Source organism: Altericroceibacterium indicum (assembly GCF_009828105.1).
Lineage (GTDB): Bacteria > Pseudomonadota > Alphaproteobacteria > Sphingomonadales > Sphingomonadaceae > Altericroceibacterium > Altericroceibacterium indicum.
Genome location: NZ_WTYQ01000005.1, coordinates 138,072 through 161,879, shown reverse-complemented (window position 1 = coordinate 161,879; position 23,808 = coordinate 138,072). Strand labels below are relative to the sequence as shown.

At 59.5% G+C, this 23,808-nt stretch carries 25 protein-coding genes and 2 pseudogenes; 14 read left to right on the top strand and 13 right to left on the bottom strand.

The genetic code is table 11. The annotated features are described in order from the left end of the window. Nucleotides 1-43 precede the first annotated feature (43 nt). From lptB to GRI39_RS12980, 5 genes are all read left to right on the top strand, one after another. The gene (gene lptB, locus GRI39_RS13000; protein WP_160740229.1) at nucleotides 44-805 is read left to right on the top strand and encodes an LPS export ABC transporter ATP-binding protein; all 762 of its coding nucleotides are present in this window, start codon (nucleotides 44-46) and stop codon (nucleotides 803-805) included. 106 nt (nucleotides 806-911) lie between these two features. Beyond that, entirely contained in the window at nucleotides 912-2,390 is a 1,479-nt protein-coding gene (gene rpoN, locus GRI39_RS12995; RefSeq protein WP_160740155.1) for an RNA polymerase factor sigma-54, read from the top strand. 166 nt (nucleotides 2,391-2,556) lie between these two features. Beyond that, nucleotides 2,557-3,252, top strand: coding sequence for a response regulator transcription factor CtrA (ctrA, locus tag GRI39_RS12990; protein ID WP_160740154.1), 696 nt, complete (start codon nucleotides 2,557-2,559; stop codon nucleotides 3,250-3,252). Between the two features lie 110 nt (nucleotides 3,253-3,362). After that, nucleotides 3,363-4,067, top strand: coding sequence for a tRNA (guanine(46)-N(7))-methyltransferase TrmB (gene trmB / locus GRI39_RS12985; protein ID WP_160740153.1), 705 nt, complete (start codon nucleotides 3,363-3,365; stop codon nucleotides 4,065-4,067). A 114-nt stretch (nucleotides 4,068-4,181) separates the two neighbouring features. Next, on the top strand, nucleotides 4,182-5,021 hold the full coding sequence (locus GRI39_RS12980) for a tyrosine-type recombinase/integrase (RefSeq protein ID WP_246205076.1): 840 nt from the start codon (nucleotides 4,182-4,184) through the stop codon (nucleotides 5,019-5,021). A gap of 406 nt (nucleotides 5,022-5,427) precedes the next feature. On the opposite strand, the gene GRI39_RS12975 is transcribed toward GRI39_RS12980, so the two are convergent. Then, a complete protein-coding gene (locus GRI39_RS12975) occupies nucleotides 5,428-5,892 on the bottom strand; it encodes a cupin domain-containing protein (protein ID WP_160740152.1) in 465 nt (154 codons plus the stop codon). A gap of 91 nt (nucleotides 5,893-5,983) precedes the next feature. Between GRI39_RS12975 and GRI39_RS12970 the strand changes: the two genes are divergently transcribed. After that, nucleotides 5,984-6,847: a LysR family transcriptional regulator gene (locus GRI39_RS12970; RefSeq protein WP_160740151.1), complete on the top strand. Its 864-nt coding sequence runs from the start codon at nucleotides 5,984-5,986 to the stop codon at nucleotides 6,845-6,847. A 15-nt stretch (nucleotides 6,848-6,862) separates the two neighbouring features. Here the strand turns inward: GRI39_RS12970 and GRI39_RS12965 are convergent, their stop codons facing one another. The 7 genes from GRI39_RS12965 to GRI39_RS12935 form a co-directional block, all read right to left on the bottom strand. After that, complete coding sequence (locus GRI39_RS12965) at nucleotides 6,863-8,326, bottom strand: PepSY-associated TM helix domain-containing protein (RefSeq protein ID WP_160740150.1); 1,464 nt, start codon at nucleotides 8,324-8,326, stop codon at nucleotides 6,863-6,865. Further along, on the bottom strand, nucleotides 8,323-8,874 hold the full coding sequence (locus tag GRI39_RS12960; protein WP_160740149.1) for a hypothetical protein: 552 nt from the start codon (nucleotides 8,872-8,874) through the stop codon (nucleotides 8,323-8,325). Before GRI39_RS12960 ends, GRI39_RS12965 begins: the two co-directional genes overlap by 4 nt. After that, the gene (locus GRI39_RS12955) at nucleotides 8,874-11,327 is read right to left on the bottom strand and encodes a TonB-dependent receptor (protein WP_160740148.1); all 2,454 of its coding nucleotides are present in this window, start codon (nucleotides 11,325-11,327) and stop codon (nucleotides 8,874-8,876) included. Before GRI39_RS12955 ends, GRI39_RS12960 begins: the two co-directional genes overlap by 1 nt. Before the next feature lie 83 nt (nucleotides 11,328-11,410). Then, nucleotides 11,411-12,403, bottom strand: a complete 993-nt coding sequence (locus tag GRI39_RS12950) for a FecR family protein (RefSeq protein WP_160740147.1) — start codon at nucleotides 12,401-12,403, stop codon at nucleotides 11,411-11,413. After that, on the bottom strand, nucleotides 12,376-12,885 hold the full coding sequence (locus GRI39_RS12945; protein ID WP_160740146.1) for a sigma-70 family RNA polymerase sigma factor: 510 nt from the start codon (nucleotides 12,883-12,885) through the stop codon (nucleotides 12,376-12,378). Before GRI39_RS12945 ends, GRI39_RS12950 begins: the two co-directional genes overlap by 28 nt. Nucleotides 12,886-13,029: 144 nt before the next feature. Beyond that, a complete protein-coding gene (locus GRI39_RS12940; protein WP_160740145.1) occupies nucleotides 13,030-13,467 on the bottom strand; it encodes an NUDIX hydrolase in 438 nt (145 codons plus the stop codon). Nucleotides 13,468-13,505: 38 nt separating this feature from the next. Then, nucleotides 13,506-14,375 (bottom strand): LysR substrate-binding domain-containing protein, encoded by an 870-nt coding sequence (locus GRI39_RS12935; protein WP_211371606.1) that lies wholly within the window; start codon nucleotides 14,373-14,375, stop codon nucleotides 13,506-13,508. Between the two features lie 115 nt (nucleotides 14,376-14,490). On the opposite strand from GRI39_RS12935, the gene GRI39_RS12930 reads away from it, so the two are divergent. The 6 genes and pseudogenes from GRI39_RS12930 to GRI39_RS14840 all read left to right on the top strand — a co-directional run. Next, nucleotides 14,491-15,756, top strand: coding sequence for an MFS transporter (locus tag GRI39_RS12930; RefSeq protein WP_160740144.1), 1,266 nt, complete (start codon nucleotides 14,491-14,493; stop codon nucleotides 15,754-15,756). 12 nt (nucleotides 15,757-15,768) lie between these two features. Continuing rightward, a complete protein-coding gene (locus GRI39_RS12925) occupies nucleotides 15,769-16,350 on the top strand; it encodes a LysE family translocator (RefSeq protein ID WP_211371605.1) in 582 nt (193 codons plus the stop codon). A 13-nt stretch (nucleotides 16,351-16,363) separates the two neighbouring features. Further along, entirely contained in the window at nucleotides 16,364-17,341 is a 978-nt protein-coding gene (locus tag GRI39_RS12920) for an NAD-dependent epimerase/dehydratase family protein (protein ID WP_160740142.1), read from the top strand. After that, nucleotides 17,338-17,781, top strand: coding sequence for a carboxymuconolactone decarboxylase family protein (locus GRI39_RS12915; protein WP_160740141.1), 444 nt, complete (start codon nucleotides 17,338-17,340; stop codon nucleotides 17,779-17,781). The genes GRI39_RS12920 and GRI39_RS12915 overlap by 4 nt, the downstream gene beginning before the upstream one ends. Nucleotides 17,782-17,828: 47 nt before the next feature. Beyond that, nucleotides 17,829-18,791, top strand: a complete 963-nt coding sequence (locus GRI39_RS12910; RefSeq protein ID WP_160740140.1) for a GNAT family N-acetyltransferase — start codon at nucleotides 17,829-17,831, stop codon at nucleotides 18,789-18,791. Then, a pseudogene (locus GRI39_RS14840) lies at nucleotides 18,788-19,081 on the top strand (NAD(P)H-dependent oxidoreductase); the annotation flags it as partial. The gene GRI39_RS12910 and the pseudogene GRI39_RS14840, both read left to right, overlap by 4 nt. Before the next feature lie 13 nt (nucleotides 19,082-19,094). Here the strand turns inward: GRI39_RS14840 and GRI39_RS14650 are convergent. The 3 genes from GRI39_RS14650 to trbB are packed head-to-tail and all read right to left on the bottom strand — an operon-like array spanning nucleotide 19,095 to nucleotide 20,697. Next, a complete protein-coding gene (locus GRI39_RS14650; protein ID WP_246205075.1) occupies nucleotides 19,095-19,382 on the bottom strand; it encodes a VirB3 family type IV secretion system protein in 288 nt (95 codons plus the stop codon). Next, entirely contained in the window at nucleotides 19,379-19,714 is a 336-nt protein-coding gene (locus GRI39_RS12900) for a TrbC/VirB2 family type IV secretion system protein (RefSeq protein ID WP_160740138.1), read from the bottom strand. Before GRI39_RS12900 ends, GRI39_RS14650 begins: the two co-directional genes overlap by 4 nt. Next, the gene (gene trbB / locus GRI39_RS12895; protein ID WP_160740137.1) at nucleotides 19,711-20,697 is read right to left on the bottom strand and encodes a P-type conjugative transfer ATPase TrbB; all 987 of its coding nucleotides are present in this window, start codon (nucleotides 20,695-20,697) and stop codon (nucleotides 19,711-19,713) included. Before trbB ends, GRI39_RS12900 begins: the two co-directional genes overlap by 4 nt. A gap of 273 nt (nucleotides 20,698-20,970) precedes the next feature. Here trbB and GRI39_RS12890 point away from each other — a divergent pair, with 273 nt between their 5' ends. Both GRI39_RS12890 and GRI39_RS12885 read left to right on the top strand, forming a co-directional pair. Then, a complete protein-coding gene (locus tag GRI39_RS12890) occupies nucleotides 20,971-21,228 on the top strand; it encodes a ribbon-helix-helix domain-containing protein (protein ID WP_211371615.1) in 258 nt (85 codons plus the stop codon). 4 nt (nucleotides 21,229-21,232) lie between these two features. Further along, nucleotides 21,233-21,547, top strand: a complete 315-nt coding sequence (locus GRI39_RS12885; RefSeq protein WP_160740136.1) for a type II toxin-antitoxin system RelE/ParE family toxin — start codon at nucleotides 21,233-21,235, stop codon at nucleotides 21,545-21,547. A gap of 198 nt (nucleotides 21,548-21,745) precedes the next feature. Here the strand turns inward: GRI39_RS12885 and GRI39_RS14850 are convergent, their stop codons facing one another. Together GRI39_RS14850 and GRI39_RS14640 are read right to left on the bottom strand one after the other, a co-directional pair. Further along, a complete protein-coding gene (locus tag GRI39_RS14850; RefSeq protein WP_246205085.1) occupies nucleotides 21,746-22,447 on the bottom strand; it encodes a DnaJ domain-containing protein in 702 nt (233 codons plus the stop codon). A 657-nt stretch (nucleotides 22,448-23,104) separates the two neighbouring features. Further along, nucleotides 23,105-23,305, bottom strand: a pseudogene (locus tag GRI39_RS14640) (ParB N-terminal domain-containing protein); the annotation flags it as partial. Between the last annotated feature and the right edge of the window lie 503 nt (nucleotides 23,306-23,808).

Sequence of the window (23,808 nt, the reverse complement as noted above, 5' to 3'; positions counted from 1 at the left end):
GCTCGACCATTCCACGCTGGACAAGGAATCCTTGTCCCACAGCATGGCAGAGGCTCATGCCAACGCCTCCCCTCCTATCCCGCAAGGCGGGCTGGAAGTTGTCTCCATCGCTAAGAGCTACGATAAACGGCCTATTTTGACCGATATCTCACTGTCGGTCGGAAAAGGCGAGGTACTGGGCCTGCTCGGTCCAAATGGTGCGGGTAAGACCACTTGCTTCTATTCAATCATGGGGCTGGTACGGCCCGACAGTGGTCGCATTTTGATGGATGGCGAAGATGTTACCAAACTGCCAATGTACCGGCGTGCTATTCTAGGGCTGGGCTACCTTCCTCAGGAAACCTCGATTTTCCGCGGCATGACGGTCGAACAGAATATCTCCTGCGTGCTGGAGATGGTCGAACCAGACAAGGATGTTCGGGCTTCTGAACTCGAACGTCTGCTTGATGAATTTGGCCTCACTCGCCTGCGCACCAGCGCGGCGATGGCCTTATCAGGTGGTGAAAGGCGACGTTGCGAAATCGCCCGTGCACTGGCAGCGAAACCCTCCATTATGCTGCTTGATGAGCCATTCGCCGGGATTGACCCCCTGTCGATCAGCGATATTCGTGACCTGGTCATCGATTTGAAGAATCGCGGCATTGGCGTGCTCATTACGGATCATAACGTTCGTGAAACACTCGATATCGTGGACCGCGCCTGCATCATTTACGGTGGCCAAGTGCTCTTCGCAGGCAGCCCTGAGGAACTGGTTGCTGATGAAAATGTGCGCCGGCTTTATCTGGGTGAGAGCTTTGCTCTATGATGGCATGGCGGCGTGAAATCCATCTGCGGCGCGCCGACACATGTCTTGCCCCCTTTCTCAGACACACCGTATTCGAGCACGTGATTGCTGCACGGAAATATAATCGGTGAGCCTCTCTCCACGCCTCGATTTGCGGCAAAGTCAGTCGCTTGTCATGACGCCGCAATTGCAGCAGGCGATCAAACTGCTGGCTCTATCTAACCTAGAGATTGAAGCTTTCATCGGTGATGCGCTGGACAACAACCCGCTTCTCGAAAGTGGTGATTTACAATCTGAGGTGCTGGACAACGTTCATAACGATGGCGAATCCGCACCAGACACGCCTTCGTCCGATGAACTGATATTGCAGGGGAAAGGAGAGGCGGATTCTCCGCTCGACATCGACCCCACTGCACTGGATCACGACAAAGATACCGGAGACTGGTCCGCGCAACTCAATGGTAGCGGTTCTGGCGAAGCCTTTGACATTGAACAGCGCAGTGCAGAAGAAGAAACTCTCTTCCAACATCTGACTGCGCAATTACTTTTAGTAACCAGCGACCCACAGATTGCCTTTGTAGCGCGAGCATTGATCGGCCAAATCGATGACGCGGGCTATCTCCATACGCCGCTCAGCGAAACTGCGTTGGAGCTAGGCATTACCGTTGAGGTGGCCGAGGAAGCACTGGCCCTTATTCAATCGCTCGATCCCACAGGGGTCGGTGCACGGTCTCTGGGGGAGTGCATCGCGCTGCAAGCACGCGATGCTGATCGCTATGATCCGTGTATGGCACGTTTGCTCGACAATCTTGACCTCGTGGCGAAAGGCAATTTCGCGCAAGTCAAGCGTTTGTGCGGGGTGGATGATGAAGACCTTGCCGACATGCTCGCAGAATTGCGCAATTACGATCCCAAGCCGGGCATGAAATTTGGCGGTGGCACCAGCGCACCTATCGTTCCGGACGTTCTAATAGCCCCTGCCCGCGACCATGGGTGGAATATTTCGCTCAATCAGGAAACGCTGCCCCGCCTGATCGTCAATCGCCCCTATTACGTCGAATTGAGAGGCAACTGCCAAAAATCCGACGCTAAAAGCTGGCTTAATGAAAAGCTGGCGGATGCCAATTGGCTGATCAAAGCACTCGATCAACGCCAGAAGACCATTCTGAAGGTCGCGGCGGAGATCGTAACTCAGCAAGATGGGTTCTTCCGGCACGGTGTTTCAAAGCTAAAACCGCTCACTCTGCGAACCGTTGCTGAGAAGATAGACATGCACGAATCAACAGTCAGCCGCGTGACCTCCAACAAATATCTTCACTGTCAAAGAGGGACTTTTGAGCTGAAATATTTCTTCACCAGCGGCGTGTCTTCTGCCGATGGTGAAAGCTCAGTCTCGGCTGAAGCGGTGAAAGCGCAGATACGGTCTCTGGTCGATGCAGAAGACGCCAAGAGTATTCTGTCAGACGACAAGCTCGTTGAACTGTTGCGCGAAAAGGGTTTTGATCTGGCACGACGCACAGTGGCGAAATATCGCGAAGCCATCGGAATCGGATCCTCCGTGCAGCGGCGCAGACAAAAAAAGCTGAGCATGACCCGCTGCGAATGAGGGAAACAGCGCTCCAGCCCGCAACAATTTCTGAGATAAACGCGCAAAAACCTCGTATTTTAGTGCTTTACGTATAATTAACCTTTTTTGTTCAGACATGACGTGGTTAACAGGGGAGAACGCTTTCTAACGAAGCGTTATCACGAAGCAATAAGGGGGTATCCCAATGCGCGTGCTGCTGATTGAAGACGAGCCGACCACTGCAAAAGCTATTGAGCTGATGCTTAATGGTGAGGGATTTAACGTTTATTCCACCGATCTGGGTGAAGAGGGCCTGGATCTGGGCAAGCTGTATGATTACGATATCATCCTGCTCGACCTGAACCTGCCCGACATGCATGGCTACGATGTGCTGAAAAAGCTTCGCGTCGCCAAAGTGCAAACACCTGTTCTGATCCTCTCGGGTATTTCAGAATTGGACTCAAAGATCCGCAGCTTTGGCTTTGGCGCTGATGATTACGTCACCAAGCCATTTCATCGTGATGAACTGATTGCCCGTATTCATGCGGTTATTCGCCGAAGCAAAGGGCATTCGCAAAGCGTTATCCGGACCGGCAAGCTATGCGTTAACCTTGATGCTAAAACCGTCGAAGTCGATGGTGCCCGCGTCCATCTGACCGGCAAAGAATATGCCATGCTGGAACTGCTCTCCTTGCGCAAAGGCACTACGCTGACCAAGGAAATGTTCCTTAACCATCTCTACGGCGGGATGGATGAACCTGAGCTCAAAATTATTGACGTCTTCATCTGCAAGCTACGCAAGAAGCTTTCGACAGCCTGCGCCGGTGAAAATTACATCGAGACAGTTTGGGGACGTGGCTATGTTCTGCGCGATGGTGATGAAGAACAGGAAGCGGCCTGAGCCCTTCCTGACAGCTCTTGCTACCTCATAGCGAATCAGCCTTCTGAGCAGGAAGAATTTCGTTAAAAGCGGTTTCCACTCGCCGCATCCTGCTTTATCGGCTCCAACCCATGACTGCGCATAAACCCGGCGATCCGACCACGCTAAACCGACTCTACGGCCGCTCGCAAGGCCGCCCCTTGCGAAAAAGCCAGCAGGAGTTGGTTGAAGATCTTTTGCCCAAAATCAGTGTTCCTGGTGAAGGCCCGATCACTTCTGAACGGCTCTTTGGCCAAGATACACCTCTCCATTTCGAGATAGGTTTCGGCGGTGGTGAGCATATGGCCAATCGTGCCGATATGCTGCCAGATCACGGCTTTATTGGCTGCGAACCATTTCTGAATGGTGTTGTAGGTGCCCTCACCCACATTCGCGATATGCACCTTGGCAATGTTCGCCTGCATATGGGCGATGCGCTTGAAGTGTTAAGCCGCATTCCTGACGGCGCCTTATCCTTCGCCTATTTGCTTCATCCCGATCCTTGGCCAAAGGCACGCCATGCCAAGCGTCGGATGATGAATGACGGCCCGGTAAACATGATTGCAGCCAAGCTGAAGCCCGGCGGCGAATTTCGCTTTGGTACGGATCACCCAGTATACCTTCGCCATGCACTGATGATTATGCGGCGACACACGGATCAGTTTGAATGGCTGGCTGAAGGGCCTGAGAGCTTCCAGAAACGGCCGGGTGGGTGGAGCGAAACACGCTATGAAGCCAAAGCCCGTAAACAGGGCCACGAAGTCTGGTATTTTCGCTGGAAGCGCACTCTGGCGTAGTACAGCGTTGATTTTTATGTCTTTTTCCTAAGCCTTATTGCGCTACACTTGCAGTCTCTTGGCGGCTTTTTCCGCTTCGGTGATTGCTGGAAAGCACCTGCAGGAGGCTCGAAAATGGCTACAGGAAGAATAGGTAAGCGCGCGGTTGATGCGATGCGCTCGGCCGGCGTTGCTGGCTTCTTATGGGACGAGGATATCAAAGGCTTCGGGATGAAGGTCACTTCATCCGGCGCGGCATCCTACGACCTGCAATATCGAATGGGAGGGCGCGAATCCAAAACACGGCGGTATACGATCGGCGCGCACGGTTCTCCCTGGACACCAGCTACGGCACGAGCAGAAGCTGAACGGCTCAGCCTGCTCATTGCGCAAGGCACCGATACTACAGAAGCGAAAAAACGACGTCGTCGAGAAGCCGTCGATCTCGCCTTCGACAACTATGCCGACCGGTTCGCACAATCATGTGCGGGTAAAGGATGGATAATTCTCGTGAAGCGTTCGTTCCGGCTTCATGCCAAGCCAGTCTTGAGAAACAAGCCCTTGCCTCAAATTACACGAGCGGACATCGTAGCGGTGTTCGATCGAATGCCCACTGAGCAGGTTGCCAACAAGCGCAACGTGTTCGCGGTTTTGAGGCGTATGTTCCGCTGGGCTGTTAGCAGAGGTGATATTGAACGCAGCCCTATGGAGGGCATGGAGACACCCCCTCCTGTCAAGCCGAGGGATCGCTGGTTGTCCGATGAGGAGCTTCCCCGAATATGGAAGCAAGCCCTGAAGACGCATCATTGCTTCGGGCCAATCGTGCGCCTGCTGATCACGACGGGCCAACGTCGCGAAGAAGTGGCGGGGCTTGCCTGGGAAGAGCTGAATAGAGCCGAGCGCATGTGGACGCTGCGGGGGAAAGGACGAAAAATAGTGAGCCAAACAGCGTTCCGCTCAATGATCTCGCGGTAGCCGTTCTAGATGGTGTCGCAGAAGGGAAAGATGAAACTAGACCAACTCATTGAGGACGATGGGGGCGAGCCGGTACCTCCGTGGCGGCTACATGACCTGCGACGGACCTTGGCCACGGGATTTCAGAGACTCGGCGTACGATTCGAAGTCACTGAAGCTGTTCTGAACCACGTAAGCGGCTCACGAGCTGGGGTCGCCGGCATTTACCAGAGGCATGACTGGAAAGACGAGAAACGTGAGGCATTGCGATCTTGGAGCGACCATATCGTTGGGTTGCTTGGTGAGCCGCAATAGCTGAGAAAGCGATGCAGAGCTCTAACACTGCTCGAACCGGCATACTCTTACGCAGTCTCGATATCGGCAGATTGATTAACAAATCAAAGTCGAAGTGCGGCTGAGTAGGAGTTCATGGTTGCACCACCGGTCCGACAATCGCCTGATGGAATTGCTCACAGACTGCCGCCACTTCGCCGGGATCATGCGGTACAGGAAGCTCGGATAGCGCACAGAAAAAGCCGTCATGGCGGCTCGGTGTCGACACCAGCGTCATTCGGGCCTGACCATCGCCAACCGCTGAAAAACCGTGCGTCACCCCTTTCGTCACGAGGATATGATCACCCGTCTCCCCGCGCACCCGGTCTTCACCGATCAGAAACAAGAACGCGCCGTCCGTGACATGGAAAACCTTATCCTCGTCGAACGAGATATGCGCCGGTGCGCCAAGACCTGTTTCAACGGTCATCACCATCACCGTGCAAGGCGCATCGGCTCCACCAAGGAGGATGTCTGCCGTGATCCCCGAAAAGCAGGCCCGGGCCTGCGACGATAAGATACCGCTGCGGTGGGGTGTGTCGTCGGAATCGAATGGCATGATGACTTCCTTTCTGCCTGTCGGACCTAGACACTCCTTACTGTTCATATAAGGCCGTAAGTCCTGTCATCATTGTTCAGGATTATGCATAATGCCAAAGCTCGATCTGGTGAGGACCTTTGTCGAAGTCGTGCAGGCGGGCAGTTTTTCCGCGGCGGCCGAGCGGCTGGGGATGCCGCGATCAACCGTCAGCCTGCACATCAAGACGCTGGAAGGCGAACTTGGGACGCGGCTGATGAAGCGTTCCACCCGATCCTTTGCACTCACCGATGATGGGCAAAGGCTGTTCGATCAGGCGGCAGGCGGGCTTCAGGCCCTGCTGTCCGCGCTGGAGAATGTTCGGGCCCGTCCGGGAGAATTAAGCGGGCTGATACGAATTGCGGCTCCGGCTGACTTCCCTACCAGCTTTCTGGCAGGGGCCGTGACGGCATTTCGGGAAATGCATCCTGCCGTGCGCTTCCAGATTATGCTGTCGAGCACGACGAGAGATCTGATCGATGACAACTTTGATCTGGCAATCCGCATCGGTAATCGGGGAAGCCAGGACAGAGTGGAGCGCCCGCTTCAGAATATTCACTGGCGTTTTTGCGTCAGTCGCGAACGCGCGGGCGAAATGGGTGAGCCCCGATCTATCGGCGAGATCGACCGGTTTCTCTCCCCCGCACCCGATCTACGAACGTTTCTGGAAAACACCGTTCTGGGGAACGAAAAACTTCCGTCGGCAGAAGTGACCGCCGATAATCTGGCTCTGCTCCACGATCTGGTGCTGGGCGGTTGCGGTACTGCGCTTCTACCCGCCGGCATGTGCGCCGAAGCGATTGAGAGTGGAGCGGTCGTGACATGCCTTGCAGACAAGACCGTCGCTGTCACACGGTTGGTGCTTACCTTCCCCAGCCGCGCCGATATCCTGCCGCGTGTCCGCGCCTTCGCTGATGTGCTGTCGTCGCAGTTCTGACAGGCCGCTCTGGCTTTACGCAGGCAAGACAGAGTTCGACCGGAAGAGCTTCCATGCCAGTGCAGCACCAGCGACAAGGGCTACGACCAGCAGAGACACGTTCATCCAACGGGCCAGCGGATCCATCGCCGCCCAGCCAAACTGGGCCAAGTGGGCCAGACAGGCTGCAGCAATCGCGATCAAAGTAAGCAGTCTCAATCCCATCGAGAGGCGCGGCAATCTGAGTGGCGAGGCCGATACAAGCAAAGTGAGGAGCGTCATCCCGGCATATGCCTCTGCGGGCGACACCAAATCCATCGCCGCGATCAGAGCGGATGTAGAGAGCGCGAGGGGCTGGCCCCACAATATAGCGCACCAGAGCCGTTCGAGAATGGCAGAGCGCTGCCCCTTTGATCGCCGCCGTTCGAACCAGATCGTCATGCCGGTGGCGGTGATCCAGCACAAGGCGAGCCCCAAGAAGACATAGAGCAGGCGCATGGGCAGCCCGCCGAATTTGCCGACATGCAACGGATAGAGCGCCGCCTGTATCTGCTTGCCCGCGCTGCCGTCGGTGAAACCGCTTTTGACAAAACTGCTGCCGTCACCCGTCGGATGCCATGCTTCGCCATTGGCCAGATCGCGCGGAGCATCGGTGCCAATTTCTATAACGGGGTCCCGACTTCCCGCACGCTGGACCAGCAGGAAGTTCACCCGTGCCGGAGCCGCCTGTCGTTCGACTTCATCGATCATGGCGGCAATATCCGGCGGAGTTTCTGCCATATGCAGAGCCGCCTCCGCAGGTGGGCCGTAAAGCTCGTCCGCATTGTCTTCAAGTAATCCCAACAGCGGCCAGGCAATCGCAACAAGCGCCAGTGCCGCGCCGGTAAGCGCAATGGCAGTATGGAATGGCAGCGCCCACACGCTCATCCGGTTGTGCAGGTCCGCAGCCTCCAGCCGCGGCGAACCGCCAAGGCGCAGCCGGAAAGCATCTTTGAATATCCGGCTATGGGCCAGAACACCCGTCCCTATCGCAGCCAGCAGCGCTACGCCCGATATCGCGATCAGCAAGCGCCCCCAGGGGAATCGAAGATGCAGGCTGTCGTGCAGGCTGACGAGGAAAGTCGTCCACGGGGTTATAGCGGAAGCCACCGGCGTTCCTTTGGCATCGGTCCAGCTATCAAGCACACCCGGCACGCGAACGCGCATGCGCGGCAGATCGTCTGTCGGCCCAAAAACCATCACGGTGGCATTCGAATCGCCCGCCTGCTCGACACCGGCCGTAAGTGCCGCCGCGAAAGCGCGCGCATCGCCCGCTTCCACCCGTGCAGCATCGGGCTGTTCCCAGCGTTTCCATTCCGGCGCGAGCATGCTCAGGGTACCGGTCAGGCAAACCTGATATATGAGCGCGCCCAGCACCAGCCCCAATAGCGAATGCGCCCGCAGAGACTGGGCAATCAGGCGGCGATATCCGCGCGGTTGCGATTTTTGCGCGCCGCTCATCCGATAAACCTGAATGCGATAGCTATTGCTGCAAGGCCGGAGACAAGCACCATCGCTGCTGACAAACGCGTCGGTTGTTCACTGCCGAGAACCCAGCCGCCCAATGTCGCCCAGAGAAGCGGGAACAGCAGGATGGCCAGGATCAGACGCAGGTCTGAGTTACCGGGAAGCCAGATCGCTGCCCCTGCGGTTCCTGCGACAGACGCGGCCAGTGCACACGGCCCTGCGCCCACCCAGCGCAAGGCCAACCGCGTCGAGACCATCTGGCCATCGGCTGCGGCGGTTCGCACTCTGGGGCTGACACGCGGACGCCGTGTCGCATTGGTGACGACAAGAATGTATGCAGGCACGGATACGGCAACCGAAAGAATGGCGACTGCCAGTTCCACGCTTGTCGCCTGAAGAGCGAAAAATACTGCGGCAAACAATGCCAGCGCCACGGCGCACAGCCATTGCACCCTTCGCTGCGGCTGCCCCCAGGCGAGCCGCAGCGTCAGGACGCCGCCCATAAGAGCAAGCGTCGAGAAGACGACAGAGCTTGTCGGCATCAGTACCGGGCTTGCAACGTTACCCCGATCACGCGTGAGCGCCCCATCGTGGCGTAATAGTCCTGTTCGCCGTCACCATATCCATAATCGGTGCGGTCGAAGTAGGTGTAGTACTGCTTGTCGAACAGGTTTTCCGCGAACACCATCAAGGAGACATTGGGCAGTGAGTAGCCGACACGGGCATTCGCGATCAGATAATCGCCGAGCTCGTCGATCGGCGCGTTCTGCATATCGCGCGCAAGGAAGGTGCCGGTGTACTTGATGTCGGCGCCGACGAAGAAGCCTTGCCGGGGGCGATAGTCAACGCCTGCGGCGACCGTCCAGTCGGGCGCCTGCGGAAATGAAAGGCCGGTAAAATCACCAAGGTCAGCCGCCTGAAAATCGGTGAAACGGCTGTTCACATAACCAAGCGACAGAAAACCGGAGATGTTGGGCAGCGGGTTCAGCTTTGCCTCCAGCTCACCGCCATAAAGGCGGGACTTGCCTGCATTGGCGACGCTTCTTGTCCGGCTGCCATCCGAATTCATCGTATCGAACTGGATCTGTTGGTCGGTCCAGTCGGTATAGAACACGTTGAGCGAGACGGTCCCAGCCGAACCCAGATTATGCCGCAACGAGCTCTCATACGTCGTTGCCTTCTCCGGGCCGAAAGTCATCACCACACCATCGCTGTCGCGCGTGATGCCACCGGGACGCCAACCGCGCTGGAGGACGAAGCCCAACTTCGTTTCCGGTGACAACGACACATCCACGCCAAGCTTGGGCAGAAACTCGGTCTCGTTCCGCGTGCCGTCATAGTCGACATTGGAAACGGGCTGCGAGTTGTCCGCATAGCTGCGCGTCAGATGCGATTCGAGCAGCATATCCGTGTGATCGATGCGCCCCCCTGCGATCAGGCTCACCCTGTCGACCACGGGAACCGTGATTTCACCGAACAGTGCATAGTTGCGCGCGCGATTGAGCAGAGTGCTGTCATCCGTGCGCGTGGTGGTGCCGCGCGGGGTGGTGATGATCCTGTCGGCGCTGCTGCGCGAGAAATTGTAATACAGACCCGCGACACCGCGAATGCCGGTTGCGCCTTCATAATTGAGCCGCAGCTCCTGTGTGAATACCCGGTCCTTCTCACCGCCGGTCAGGACAAGCGTTTCACCGGCCGTTCCGGCATTGACCGATCCACGATCCGAATGGGTGTTCACCAGCGATGTGATGGACGAAAGCGTGATCTCAGGTGACAGTTCGTAAGCAATCCGCGACGCACTGGAATGGTTCTTCGTGCTGCGCACTTCCTGATAGTAAGGCGCGTTGAAATCGCCGCGCTGGTCAGCGAAATCCCAGCCGAGACCCGGCCCGCCGATGTCGTCGTAAGCGGGGGAGTCGTAGCTGTAGGCGTAGGAGAAATGCGCCGTGAGGCCGGGTAACGGATCGAGCCGCACTTTGCCGCGAAGCTGGTAATACTCATCTTCGGCCAGCTTGCCATAGCGGTCATACTGCTCGAAGTCGGGATAGTTCACTTCGCTGTCGCGCCGCTGATATTCCGCCGCGAAGCGAACCGCGAGCACATCCTCCACCACAGGCCCGCCAAGGGCGATGGCGGCCTCGCGGGTATCAAGCTCACCGGCACTGAGCCGCGCGGCGGCATCAAACGCATAACCGGGATCGCGCGTGTTGACATAGATGGCGCCTGCCATCGCTGCGCGGCCGGTCAAGGTGGATTGAGGGCCGCGATACACCTCGACCTGCTCCACGTCCCAAAGTCCGCGGGCGCCCCGCCGGGTTCCCATCCGGGACTGCTCGGCGCCGTCTACATAAAGCGCAGCGAGAGGCGCGCCTGAAACCAACCCCTCCGAATTGACACCGCGGATGATGAAGCCAGTATCCAGCCAGTCGCCATCCATGACGTTACCCATGGTGCGAAACGCTTCGCGGAAACTGGTGATGTCCTTTTCCCGGATGTCTTGCGCCGTGGTCACAGCCACGCTGGCCTGCGTGTCGAGTAGTGTGCGCTCTGCCTTTTGCCCGGTTACGATGATTTCCGTTGGCGCTCTGCGCTCCGGCGGTGTCGCAACGGGCGCCGCCGGGGGAGACGGCTCGTCAGCCTCCCCCGCTACCGACCGAGGCGCAGGCGCAGCGGTCAGGACATAGCCACCCTTGCCATCCGACCGCGCGACAACGCCGCTGCCTCGCAACAAGGCATCGAGCCCCTGACGCGGCGAATAGGTCCCTTGCAGGCCACTCGTCCGCTTTCCCCGCACAAGATCGGGGTCCACTGTGATCATGACACTTGCCTGCCTTCCCAGGCGTGCAATCGCCGAACCCAGCGATCCGGCGGGAATATTCAGCCGAACTTGCGTTTCGGACTGCGCCGATGCCGGCTGAGCAGCCAACGTCGCACCCGCGCCGGACAATGCGACAAGCGCCGTGGCGTGAAGAAATGTGCGTGCGAACTGATGCATTGAAGTGAGCCTCTTGTAATCCGTGGTGCGTGATCCGCTTTCACCAGCGGGACGGACGAGATCGGCAAACGGCTCAAAAAACTTCAGCGCGGGACAATCACGATGTCATTGTCGGCCTTCCGCACATCCAGATTTGCGGTGCGCGCAAGGCCCTCCAATGCGCGGTCGATATCGGTCAGAGGATAGCTGCCAGTCACGCGGCGCCCGGCCAGTTGCTCCGCGTCGAAGCGGATGGGTCTGGCGCTGTAGCGGCCAAGCTCGCTGAGCACGGCCGCCACATCCTGATCGTCCGCTTCGAGCCACCCCTCCGTCCAGAGAAGGGCCAGCTCCGGGTCAATATCCGGCAGACGGGAAACCGCCTCCGGCGTCATGCTCGCGCGCTGGCCGGGGGACAGGGTCAGGCAGCGTGTGTCCGTCTGCGGCGCACCACCCGGACACACACGCACACGCGATTGCGTGACCGTGACGACGCTCGCCGCCTCCGTTTGCCGAACCGCGAAGGCGGTGCCTAGCGCGGTCGCACTGCCGTCCTGTGTGGTGATGACAAAAGGCAGCGAGGCGTCTTTGCGGACTTCGGCAAAAACCTGGCCCTTGCGAAGATGAACCTGACGCCGATCGGTGGTCATCGTCACATCGATCAAACCATCCGTATCGATCGTCAGGCGGCTGCCGTCATCCAGCTCGACAACGCGCTGCTCTCCACGCTCAGTGTGATAGACAATTGCAGGCGCATCGATGGGGTGCTGACGCAGAAGCAGCCAGCCGGAGACGGCGAGGCACAGAGCCAGAAAAGTCGCGCCGCCAACACGGCGAGCAGTGGCCCGCTGGTCCAACACCTTGCGCAAGGCCGTTTTCTCGACAGCTCCGACCTGGTTCACACGATCATGAAAACGCAGCATCCTCTCCAGTACCTCGCGGTGGCCGGGTTCGGCGGCGCACCAGGCTTCACACTCGGCACGTTCGTTCTCGCTCATGTCATCCGCATCGATCATCGCTGCCCATTCAGCGGCCTGCGCGATAACAGCCTGTTTGTCGCTGGCGTCAGCCATCAGGCGGCATCGGCGAAGGCATAACAATGCGCGTAGGCAAGCGCGATGTGGCGCTTGACCGTACTTAGCGAAATGCCCAGCCTTGCGGCTATCTCGGCCTGTTGCAGACCCTCAATGCGGCGCAACACGAACGCCTGCCGCGCCTGCTCCGGCAATGCGTCCAGTAGGCGCATGACCGCATCGAGAAGGTTCACCGCTTCGACAATTCTTTCTGGTGTGAAAGCGTCATATGCGTCCTCAGTCAGAGCGAAGGCATCACGCACTGCCCGTTCGATCTCCCGGTGGCGTATGTCATCGATCAGCAGCCGACGGGCCACAGTCGCCAAAAATCCACGCGGAGCACAAGGCATCGGCTGTGTCGGGCGTTCCAGCAGACGGCAAAATGTATCCTGGGTCAGATCGGCCGCCCGTTGCGCACAACGCGTCCGTTGCCGAAGCCAGTTCCGCAGCCAGTCGGCATGATCCGAATAGAGCAGTTCGATGTCGCCGGCTGGCCGATGCGCCCGCATGAATAACCCCTGATCGTAACCCGGCGATCATGGTTCTTTAAAGTCGTCGAGCAAATATATGCCAGCGGATAACGCGAATGATAATGATTTGCAACAATGGACATCGCGGAACGCTAATCAGACTTTGAGCGAAACCTCCAACGCTTAACTGGCTCGGCTCATGGCGGTGGCCTGCCATGCAACCTCGCTGACATTCAGACTGAGTGCGACGTTTGCGTCCTTGAGTTCCGCGAGGTCGAACCATCTGGCTTCGAGCGCGTCATCACCAGCAACAGGTTCGCCCGAACACCATCGGCATAGCACGGCAATAAGGATAAAGTGCCGACGAAGCCCGCCGTCGTCATCATAATCGAAAGCATCGACAGCGGTGAAGGTTTGTAAGGCCTCGCCTCGGATCGCGGTTTCCTCGTAAAGTTCGCGAATGGCAGCCTGTTCTATGGTTTCGCCGGTTTCGATCTTCCCGCCGGGAAAACCCCACCGCCCTGCATCTGGCGGATTGGCCCTGCGAACGAGCAGGACCTGACCCTCACGAAAAACCACCGCGATGGTTGCCGCTATCGGACGTTGCGGTCCTTCTGTCATGATGAGATCCTTTCAGCTCCGTACACGCCATCTGGTTATCAAGTCGGCGCGATCAGCCGATTTGCCTCTCCGCGCAGGATTCCACACATATCCTCCGCGGAAGACGAAGCGGTTTGCGAGGTGAGCAGGCGGATTTCGATGGGAGGCAGGTCGGGAAGGCCGAACCTGCCATCGACGCAGACCATATCCTCCGGGACACCATGCGCAGTGCGCACAGCTATTCCAAGCTTCGAGCGAAGTGCAGCCCAGACATAGGAGAGGCTGGGGGTTGTCACCGCCGCGCGCCACGGCAGTCTGGCACGGTCCAAGGCGGACAGCGCCGCTTTACGAAACAGGCAGGGGTGGTCGAACATCACCAGCGGCACCGGCTTCGCCCCTGCGGGCTTGAAACTCTCATGGACAAGCCAGCGCATCGGCAAGGTGCAGAGCAGCTCCCCTTCGCCACCGGAACCCTCGTCGAAATAGACGATAGCGCCGTCCAGCCTGCCTGCGGCAACTTCCTCGGCAAGCTTATGATTTTGACCAGCGCGGATATCGACCTGTGCGGTTGGATGTTGACTGGAGAACGCGGTGAGCGTTGCAGGCATTACATCCTCGAAGAAATCCTGCGGCAATCCGAGACGCACAACCCCGGTATTGGTGGCAGCGCCCAAAGCGAGCGCCGCTTCGTCATTCAGGTCCACGATCTTGCGGGCATAGGCGATCAGCGCTTCGCCGGCGGCGGTGGGGACGAGCCCCCTGCCTTTGCGCGCGAACAACTGCGCGCCCGCCTGCTCCTCAAGCTTCTTGAGTTGCATGCTGATCGCCGATTGCGAGCGCCCTAGTTGCACCGCTGCGCGCGAGAAGCTGCCTAGGTCTGCGCCGACCACAATGGCCCGCAGAGAGTCGATGTCGAACGACGTCTTCAATTTCGAATCTACGAACTCACACTTCAAATACATTCGTTATTCGAATTGGTAGGTGAGTGCTACACAGCGGTCAAGTTCCGGCCTCAGCTGAACCAATTCGGGAGCAGAACACGCGTTGCCAGTCATCGACGAGACATCCACACTGCAAAAGCGCTCGATGCTCCCGATCATCCTGGCTGGTGGGGTGATACTGGCGCTCGCCTTCGGAGTCCGCTCAGTATTCGGCGGCCTCGTCGAACCGCTCTCGAACGACCTGTTTGGCGGCAGGATCGAGATATTTTCCCTCTCGATCGCGATCCAGAATCTCGCATGGGGCCTCGCACAGCCCGCCTTCGGCCTGATTGCCGATCGTTATGGCGACCGCCGCGCCTTGTGGATCGGCCTTGGCTTTTACACCGTGGGCATGGTCGTTTGCGCGCTCGGGACGACACCACTGGCCCAGCATCTGGGCGCCGGACTGCTGGTCGGAATGGGCATATCGGGCACGGCATTCGGCATTGTCCTGGCCGTGGTCGGCAGAGCCGCACCCGTCGAAAAGCGCAGCCTCTATCTCGGCATCGCGTCAGCTTTGGGCTCAGCGGGACAGGTCGTTGTGCCGCTCGTGGCTGCGTGGCTCATCGAATGGCTGGACTGGCGGCTGACCATGCTCGTCCTCGCGGCGATGATTGCGCCGATGGCCCTGTGCATTCCCTATTTGCGAACCACCCCCAGCCAAGGCGACAGGCCCGGCGAATTCCGGCGCATCGCTCCGGTCGCGCTTGTCGGCACGGTTGTTTCTGCCTGCCGGCACCGCGGCTTCCTGTTCCTGAACGCGGGCTTCTTCGTCTGCGGCTTCCATCTCGGCTTCATCACCGCCCACTTGCCCAATTATGTGGAGCATTTCTGCACCGGCACCAGCATGTCGCCAGAGGAATTGCGCGCGTTCGGCCTTAAAGCCCTGTCAATGGTCGGGCTGGCCAATATCCTCGGCACGGTTCTCGCCGCACAGCTGAGCATGATCTTTCCCAAGCCCTACATTCTGTCGGCGATCTACGCCTTGCGGGCCCTGGTCATTCTCTCCTTCATCAACCAGCCGGTCACGCCGTCATCGGTCATGATCTTCGCCTTCGCCATGGGGGTTCTGTGGCTTTCGACCCTCCCGCTGACGAGCGAGCTGGTGCTGGCGATGTTCGGGCCACGCGTGATGGGCACGCTGTTCGGATTAGTATTCCTCAGCCATCAGCTCGGCAGCTTCGCTGGCATCTGGCTCGCCGGGGACTGGTATGACTACTATGGCAACTACGCGCTGATTTGGCGCGTCTCGATCCTGCTCGGCCTGCTCTCCGCCGTGCTGCACCTGTTCGTAAGGGAGCGGCCCCTGACGCCCGGGCTGGCAACCTAGCCGATGGAGAACTTGGCTTTCCTTCTGCTCGCGGCCTTCCCGCTCATGGGGAGCCCCGGCCCGGTAACAGTGAGCCTAGCCGGCCTGGGATCGGCATTCGGCTTTCGCCCCGGCTTGCCCTATCTCTGCGGCGTCATGGCGGGCACCGGCGCCGCCCTGCTGATGATAGCCACCGGCGTCACGGCATTGCTGCTTGCCTGGCCAGCCCTACTTACAGCGCTGATGGTGCTTGCCGGCGCCTATATCCTCTACCTTGCATGGACAATCGCGACCGCGCCCGTGGGCCCCGCCGCGAAGTCCGCCACGAAGCCCCCCGCTTTCATGCCGGGATTTGCGCTCGCTATTGCGAACCCCAAGGCCTTTGCCGCGATCGGCGCGGTCTATTCAGGGCATAGCGTTGTTGCAGGCGATCTCATGCTGGACATGGTCGCCAAGCTGGCTGCGCTAACCGGCGTGATCATCGTCAGCCAGACAGCATGGCTCGCCTTCGGGGCGACATTCTCGAAATTACTCAACCATCCGAAAACTGGCCGGGCAGCCAACATCGTCTTCGCACTCATGCTGCTCGCCTCGGTCGGACTGGCCCTGTTGTGAAGGAAGAACAGACATGCGCGTTCTGCTGACCGGATCCTCGGGATGGCTCGGCCGCTTCCTGGTGCCGATGCTGGCCGAACAGGGGCACGACGTCACCGGCTTCGATATCGCGCCCGGCGAGTACACCGGGATTGTCGGTTCGGTTTCGGATCGCAGCATGGTCGACCGGGCATTTTCCAATGCGGATATCGACGCGGTGATTCATGCGGGCGGATTGCATCAGCCCGACCTTGCCCGATGCCCCGCCTCTGCCTTCGTGGACACGAATGTGCACGGCACACTGAACATGCTGGAGGTATCGCGCGCCGCCGGGGTCGACCGCTTCGTCTTCACGTCGACCACATCGCTCATGGCCAGCCAGGCCGTGCATACCGGGACATCCGCGAGAGCGGTCTGGTTTGACGAAAGCTATGCCCCTCTCGAGCCGCGCAATGTCTACGGCGTGACCAAGCTCGCAGCGGAACAGCTATGCCGCCTGCATTTCCTTCAGCATCGGATGAACTGCATCGTCCTGCGACCAGGCCGGTTCTTCCCCGGAGAGGATAGCGCACAACCGGATCTGAGCGCGGACAATCACAAGGCCAACGAGTTTCTGAATTGCCGCCTGACGGTCGAGGACGCTGCGCGAGCACATGTCCTCGCCTTGGAGCGAGCACCAGCGCTAGGATTCGACACGTTCATCCTGTCCGCGCCGACACCCTTCGCGCGCGAAGACACAGACGATCTCAAATGCAATGCCAAGACAGTCATCGGGCGTCAGCTTCCAGAGGCAGCGCGGCTGTTCGCCCGCCGGGGGTGGCAACTGCCGGAATCGATCTCGCGCGTCTACGATTCAACCCGTTCGCAAAGCGTTCTCGGCCTGCGCTACGACACGCGCTTCTCCGACATTCTGACAGCCTTGCGGGAGGGCGACGACCTTCCGTTCGCCACAGATCGATCACCGGGCTGCGAACAGAACCCCGACCTTCAGAGAATGGAGAAAGACCTATGACCTATGACGATTTCAGAACGTCTCAACCCGACGCCCACGCAGCGCTCCTCGCATTGGGCAAATGCGTCGATGATGTCGGGCTTGAGAAGGAGCTGACCGAGCTGGTGAAGCTGCGCGTGTCGCATATCAACGGATGCGCCTTTTGCATCCAGCTGCATCTCAATATCGCCCGCAAGCTGCCTGTCGATGAGACAAAGCTTGGGCTGGTTGCAGCCTGGCGCGACGCCGGCATTTTCTCGGAACGCGAAATGGCGGCGCTGCGCTGGGCAGAGCTGCTGACGGAGCTCGCCTGCACATCGCCTGGCGAGAGCGACTGGGAAGACCTGCGCGCTGTGTTCGATGAGAAAGAGGCAGTGCTTCTCACCGTTACAGTCGGCGCGATCAACAACTGGAACCGTATCGCCGCAGCCCTGCGTTTTCCGCCTCCGATTCCGCGGTAGCTACTCCGTCAGACCGCCCCTCCTCTCCCTGAATACGAAGAATTCCCATGATCCATTTAGTCCCGTTTGCCGCTGAGCATTTCGATCTCGTCTGCAGCTGGTTCACCAATGAAGTCGAAGCCGTGCAATGGGGCGGCCCGTCCGTCAGCTATCCTCTCGCAGCACAAATGCTTCAGGCGATGCTCGACGAAGGAAAGACGAATCCTCCCAACCGCCTATGCTGGATGGCGCAGGAGGACGGTGAATCTGTCGGTCACATCCAGCTCGCGCTGGATTGGCGTAGCGGCAATGCGACCCTCTCGCGCGTGGTCATTGCTCCGCAGATGCGGGGTCAGGGAAAAGGCAGCCAGATGCTGCGCCTCGTCACCGAGCATGCCTTCGGCTTCGAAGCGATCGAGCGTGTCGAATTGAATGTCTACGCCTGGAATTCGGTGGCCATAAGAACCTATGAAAAGCTGGGCCTCAAGCTTGAAGGCACGCGCCGGTCGTCAGCATCGGTGAATGGTGAGCGCTGGGACACGTGCATTATGAGCGTGTTGCGGGAAGAATGGCATCAGCCGCTCACCGTAAGACGTGTCGAAACGCCGGAGGATGTGGCGCTCTGTTTTCCTCTGATGCGACAGTTACGGCCGCACCTCGAGAACGAGGGCGATTTTATTGCGCGATGGCAACGGCAGAAAGCCACCGGATACAGTCTGATCGCGCTTTGGAAGGACGAACAGCCTGTCGCGCTGGCCGGTTACCGCATCCAGGAAAACCTCATTTATGGTCCGCACCTCTATGTGGACGATCTCGTAACCGATGCGGATGTCAGGGGAAGCGGTGCAGGCCACCGATTGCTCGACAGACTTAAAGCCGAGTGCGGCGAGCGCGATCTCAGTCTGCTGGTTCTGGATACGGCGCTTTCGAATTCACTGGGGCACAAATTTTACTATCGCGAAGGATTGTTGCCCCGCGCTCTGCGGTTTTCCTATGATATCAACTCCGACCACGCGCCGTTGCCGGCATGAGCATCCTGCATATCAGCACCAGCCCGCAGCAGGCCGGGTCTCACAGTCGCGAATTGGGCCGCCACCTTGTCGAGCGGCTCAAAAGCGCGATTGATCTCCCGGCCGTGGTCCGCGATCTTGCCGAAACGCCGCCGCCTTTCCCCTGCGCCGGTTTCGTGCAAGCCAGCCTGTCAGCGAGCACGAGATCATTTGCAAACAAGTCGGACGCTCTGACCGTATCGGAGCACCTGATCGCCGAAGTCGAACAGGCAAGCGCGATCATCATCGACATGCCGATGCACAATTTCACGGTGCCTGCTGCTTTCAAGGCGTGGATAGACATGGTTGTGCGTCCCGAGCGCACATTTCGGCCATGTCCACGAATTGCGGATCGCGCCGCGCGGCCCAAACTGACAGCACATGACCGAACGCCCAGATCGCCAGGCCGGCGATCCAGAGCCGCAGGCCGAGGCCGATCGCGCCCGCCAGCGTGCCATTGACGATGGCGAGCGCGCGCGGCGCGCCGCCGAGCAAGATCGGCTCGGTCAGCGCCCGATGGACCGGCGCATGGAAGCCCGCGATCAGCTCGCCAGGATCGGCCGCGTCGCTCATGCGACCAGCGCCCCGCCGCCGAACGAGAAGAACGACAGGAAGAAGCTCGACGCGGCGAACGCTATCGACAGGCCGAACACGATCTGGATCAGTCTGCGCGCGCCGCCCGACGTATCGCCGAACGCCAGCGTCAGGCCGGTAATGATGATGATCATCACCGCGATGATCTTCGCCACCGGACCCTCGATGCTTTCGAGGATCGACTGGAGCGGCGCTTCCCAGGGCATCGACGATCCGCCGGCATAAGCAGGCGAAGACAAGGACAGCGCAATCACGCTGGCGGTGACAACAAGCATAGCGCGACGGGCGCCATGCCGGATGGCATGAATCATGGCAGGTCTCCTGATGAGGGCTGGGAAAGCGCAGTGAGGCGGTAGTCGCCGGTGGAAGAATCAAGCCCGTCGACGCGGGCGAGTTCGGCCAAGCGGCGGCCGTGCCCGTCGCGGACCAGCACGGCGACGATGTCGATGGTCTCGGCGAGCAGCGCGCGCGGGACCGTGACGACGGCCTCCTGGATGAGCTGTTCCATGCGCCGCAGCGCGCCGAGTGCGGTTCCGGCATGGATGGTGCCGATCCCGCCCGGATGCCCCGTGCCCCAGGCTTTCAAGAGATCGAGCGCCTCGGCGCCGCGCACCTCGCCGATCGGAATGCGGTCGGGCCGCAAGTGAAGCGAGGACCGCACGAGATCGGACAGCGAAACCACACCATCTTTGGTCCGCATGGCAACAAGGTTAGGCGCGGCGCACTGCAGCTCGCGCGTGTCTTCAATCAGGACGATGCGATCAGCCGTCTTCGCCACCTCGGCCAGCAGCGCATTGACCAGCGTGGTCTTGCCGCTGCCCGTCCCACCAGCGACGAGAATATTGGCGCGTGTTGCAACACCCTCGCGCAGTGCTGCCGCCTCAGCCTCCGACATGATTCCGGCGGTCGCATAATCGTCGAGCGTGAACACCGCGACGGCCGGTTTGCGGATCGCGAAGGCGGGCGCGGCGACGACGGGCGGCAGCAGTCCCTCGAAGCGTTCGCCGCTTGTCGGAAGCTCGGCCGAGACGCGCGGGCAACGCGCATGCACCTCGACGCCAACATGGTGTGCGACCAGACGGACAATGCGTTCGCCATCGGCAGCGCTGAGCGTCATGCCAGTGTCGGCGATGTCTTCTTCCAGCCGGTCGACCCAGAGCCGACCGTCGGGGTTCAACATGACCTCGATCACCGTCGCATCGTCGAGCCAGGCCGCGATCGACGGACCCAGCGCCGTGCGCAGCATGCGCACGCCGCGTGAACTTGCCTCGGAACGGATCGGATGGACGGTCAAGGTGAGCCCCCGCAATCGTGCCGGGCAAACCGCCGCCCGGCGTCAGGGCTCATCAAGAAAGCCGTAAAGCGGAAGGGCTCAACAGGAAAACGTGCGCGTCGCAGGCTGGCGAAGAAAGACAGGAAATGGCGTAGGAGCACCTTTGAACGCCGGGCAGTGACACAAGGGAACCATCAATGGTTTAATGCGGTAACGCACCGGACTGAATGGCCATATGCTTGCACTTGTCCACAATATCCCTTAAATTGAGGACAAGATATGAAGGAAGCTGCAATGCCCAAGGCCATGACCCTGAATGTGCGCGTGAGCGGCACGCTGGGCGAGTTTGTCGCCAACAATGTCGGCGACGACGGTGCCTATGAGAATGTCAGCGAATATGTCCGCGACCTCATCCGCCGTGACAAGGAGCGCGCTGAGACGGAAGGGTTCCAGCGACTGAAAGCCGAACTGACCGCCGCTTTCGCGGCACCGGAATCGGCCTATGAGGCCCTTGATGCCGAAACCGTGATCGCCCGCAACGCGCGGCGCTGATCGCATGGCCGTCTTTCGCGTCCAGGATCGCGCGGGCCGACGGCTCGATGAAATTTACGTCTATACCCGCGACAATTGGGGCGAGGAGCAGGCGGCTCGCTATATTCGAGGCCTGTTCGAACGATTCGACGAAATCGCGGCTCGGAAAATTCCATGGCGCCCGATCCCGGCCGAGTTCGGAGTGGAAGGATTCTACTGCCGCCACCAACATCATTATATCTATTGGCGGGTACTGTCCGATGGCGCGGTCGGGATCGTCACCGTGCTTCACGAGAGAATGCACCAACTCGACCGTTTTCGCGAGGATTTGCCGCAGTAGAGATCGGCTCACCCTACCTAGGACAATGGCGGTGTCTTAGGGCGACAGCTTTCGCCGACATAGCTGCCATTCCAAGCTCGACCTAGCTGCCCAACACCTGCCCTTTGTTCATATCGACGAATAGCGACAGCTTCGCGCCCTCTGCTCGGTTATTGAGGTGCTAGAGATTGCCGGGAAGGCTGCCATCAGTATGTTTTGCTACGCCCCGGGCGATGGCCGGATGCCACGGAAACGCCCACGATGCGTCCGTGTCTCTATGACCAGATCTCCTTCCTCCACGTAAGCACGGCGGATCGGCGCTTTGGTAAGGGCGATCCCGAGTGGTGTACCGTCGTGGGTAAAAACCCTGACACCTTTAGCCTCAACCAGGAGAACTTGTTCTTCGAAAATAAGCAGGTCACATTTGCTTGGGCAGTCCTCCAGCGCCATCAGGCAATCCCCGTGCAACACGTAAAGGCGTGTGGTCGTCATCACATAGAGATAGGCGTCAGTCTCGACGATCCGGACAGGTGCGGAGCCGACATCATAGATCGTGGTTGGCGTCCCGTTTTGATCGACGCGCACCACGCGACCGGCGTAGCTTCCCAACAGCGCAGTTTTCCCGTCCGCTGAAAACGCCGCTGCATAGATCCAATCGGAGGAAGCGCCGAAGCTGACAATGATCTCGAAGCCGCCGTCCTCGACGATTTTTCCGGCAAGCTGGTCCGCGTCTAACCCGGTCAGACGTTCTGCGGCGACGTTCACCGCCTTCATCTTCTCCTCGCTTCCGGGGTTGATGTCAGGGTGGAATTGACGCGCTAGCTGTCGGTACCGCTTGCGGATCACCTCTGGAGTGACGGGCAAATCGAGGCCCAGAACCTTGAGTGCCTCATCGATTTCGGTCGCCGTCCCGAAACCCATGCAGCCGACCCGAATGCGAGTGGGTTCATTGGCCGGCATGCGAAGGCCCCAGATACGCTCTCCCTCCCGGCTGATGCACCAAGCCTCATCGACATGTGTAAAAAGATAACGATCCCTCTCCGGGGTCAGGCCGACGCAGCGTATCGTTCGATGGGCCTCACCCTCAGCCAAGCCGAGGCGATCCCGGTTTGCCGCAACCTCCGGCGCGCTTTCGAGATCAGTTTCAAAATCGACTTGTAGATCTCCGCCATAAACCGTCAGCACATTGCTCTTCGAACGCAGCGCGAAGCCTTCATCCTCTGGGTGGACCGAAATGTGGTAAGGATCGCGACGAAGGGGAGCGGTTGCGCTTGGCTGCCCTTTGGCGTTGCTGAACATTACCGCGCCAGGCGCACCTCGACTTGCATTCGATTTCTCAAGGTCATCAAACGACAGTGTGCCATGCAGCGTGCTGTAATGCCTGCGGAAGGCCGGGTCGGGACGGTCGCCCTTCGCGAACGGCTCGATCACGATCTCTCGCCAAGCGCCTTCGGGGTCCGCGAAGGTCTCCTGCGTACTGGGAAGCTCGACCGGTCGCTCCCAGACATTAGGTGATGGTGGGAGAGGCAATTGGCCAAACTTGGAATGGGCCAAGCAGTGGGCTGCGATAGGCGTTCCGTCTTCCGTCACTTCGGGTTCCACCACAAGGTTCTGGATCAGCCCCTTGTGCGCGATGGATGCGGCCAGCGCCTCGATGGCACTTGTCCCATGCGGCACCTTGCGCGCATTGCGCGGGGACTTCTTGAGCTTGTTCAATGGCACGAGAATCTCGAAGCCCGACACAGGCTCGGCAGCGGTGGTTTCGGTAACAGCGTTCATCACACTTCTCCTTCAACACACACTCACCCCGGAATGGGGTGGGCGGCGAAGGAGCGACCAGAAGGCCCGCCGGCAGAGCCGGGGCGCATCCGTAACGACCGAAACGCAGAGAAGGTAAGCGCGGCTTGCCGCGCGTTGCGGCCCGGCGCGGCGGGCCTAAAGGGAAGCGTCGCCCCACCCCATCGACGGAGAGAGTCACAAACAGGCGCGATCGGGACGGCGAATGCCCTGTCCCGATCTCCGCAACTACGGAAAGACACAAATCCGTGGACTCGGATTTACGGATCGGCGTTAATACGCCGTGCCGCCATGGCGATCGTCACCGGAATCGGACGAAACCCGCAAAGGGGTTCGGTCGGAGTGCAACGGAGATAGAGCGGCGGTCCCGCAGGGAGGCGCCCGATACCCCTTCACTTACGATCTGAAAAAGGAAACGGAGAGCTGAACGCGGAATACGTTCTGAACTAGTCTACTTATCGCGCATTTCCTGGCTCGACATGTTC

Excerpts from the sequence above, each read along its gene's own strand:
- lptB (WP_160740229.1), top strand. The coding sequence starts at position 44 with ATGGCAGAGGCTCATGCCAACGCCTCCCCTCCTATCCCGCAAGGCGGG.
- ctrA (WP_160740154.1), top strand. The coding sequence starts at position 2,557 with ATGCGCGTGCTGCTGATTGAAGACGAGCCGACCACTGCAAAAGCTATT.
- trmB (WP_160740153.1), top strand. The coding sequence starts at position 3,363 with ATGACTGCGCATAAACCCGGCGATCCGACCACGCTAAACCGACTCTAC.
- GRI39_RS12980 (WP_246205076.1), top strand. The coding sequence starts at position 4,182 with ATGGCTACAGGAAGAATAGGTAAGCGCGCGGTTGATGCGATGCGCTCG.
- GRI39_RS12975 (WP_160740152.1), bottom strand. The coding sequence starts at position 5,892 with ATGCCATTCGATTCCGACGACACACCCCACCGCAGCGGTATCTTATCG.
- GRI39_RS12970 (WP_160740151.1), top strand. The coding sequence starts at position 5,984 with ATGCCAAAGCTCGATCTGGTGAGGACCTTTGTCGAAGTCGTGCAGGCG.
- GRI39_RS12965 (WP_160740150.1), bottom strand. The coding sequence starts at position 8,326 with ATGAGCGGCGCGCAAAAATCGCAACCGCGCGGATATCGCCGCCTGATT.
- GRI39_RS12960 (WP_160740149.1), bottom strand. The coding sequence starts at position 8,874 with ATGCCGACAAGCTCTGTCGTCTTCTCGACGCTTGCTCTTATGGGCGGC.
- GRI39_RS12955 (WP_160740148.1), bottom strand. The coding sequence starts at position 11,327 with ATGCATCAGTTCGCACGCACATTTCTTCACGCCACGGCGCTTGTCGCA.
- GRI39_RS12945 (WP_160740146.1), bottom strand. The coding sequence starts at position 12,885 with ATGCGGGCGCATCGGCCAGCCGGCGACATCGAACTGCTCTATTCGGAT.
- GRI39_RS12940 (WP_160740145.1), bottom strand. The coding sequence starts at position 13,467 with ATGACAGAAGGACCGCAACGTCCGATAGCGGCAACCATCGCGGTGGTT.
- GRI39_RS12920 (WP_160740142.1), top strand. The coding sequence starts at position 16,364 with ATGCGCGTTCTGCTGACCGGATCCTCGGGATGGCTCGGCCGCTTCCTG.
- GRI39_RS12915 (WP_160740141.1), top strand. The coding sequence starts at position 17,338 with ATGACCTATGACGATTTCAGAACGTCTCAACCCGACGCCCACGCAGCG.
- GRI39_RS12910 (WP_160740140.1), top strand. The coding sequence starts at position 17,829 with ATGATCCATTTAGTCCCGTTTGCCGCTGAGCATTTCGATCTCGTCTGC.
- GRI39_RS14650 (WP_246205075.1), bottom strand. The coding sequence starts at position 19,382 with ATGAGCGACGCGGCCGATCCTGGCGAGCTGATCGCGGGCTTCCATGCG.
- GRI39_RS12900 (WP_160740138.1), bottom strand. The coding sequence starts at position 19,714 with ATGATTCATGCCATCCGGCATGGCGCCCGTCGCGCTATGCTTGTTGTC.
- GRI39_RS12890 (WP_211371615.1), top strand. The coding sequence starts at position 20,971 with ATGCCCAAGGCCATGACCCTGAATGTGCGCGTGAGCGGCACGCTGGGC.
- GRI39_RS12885 (WP_160740136.1), top strand. The coding sequence starts at position 21,233 with ATGGCCGTCTTTCGCGTCCAGGATCGCGCGGGCCGACGGCTCGATGAA.
- GRI39_RS14850 (WP_246205085.1), bottom strand. The coding sequence starts at position 22,447 with ATGGGTTTCGGGACGGCGACCGAAATCGATGAGGCACTCAAGGTTCTG.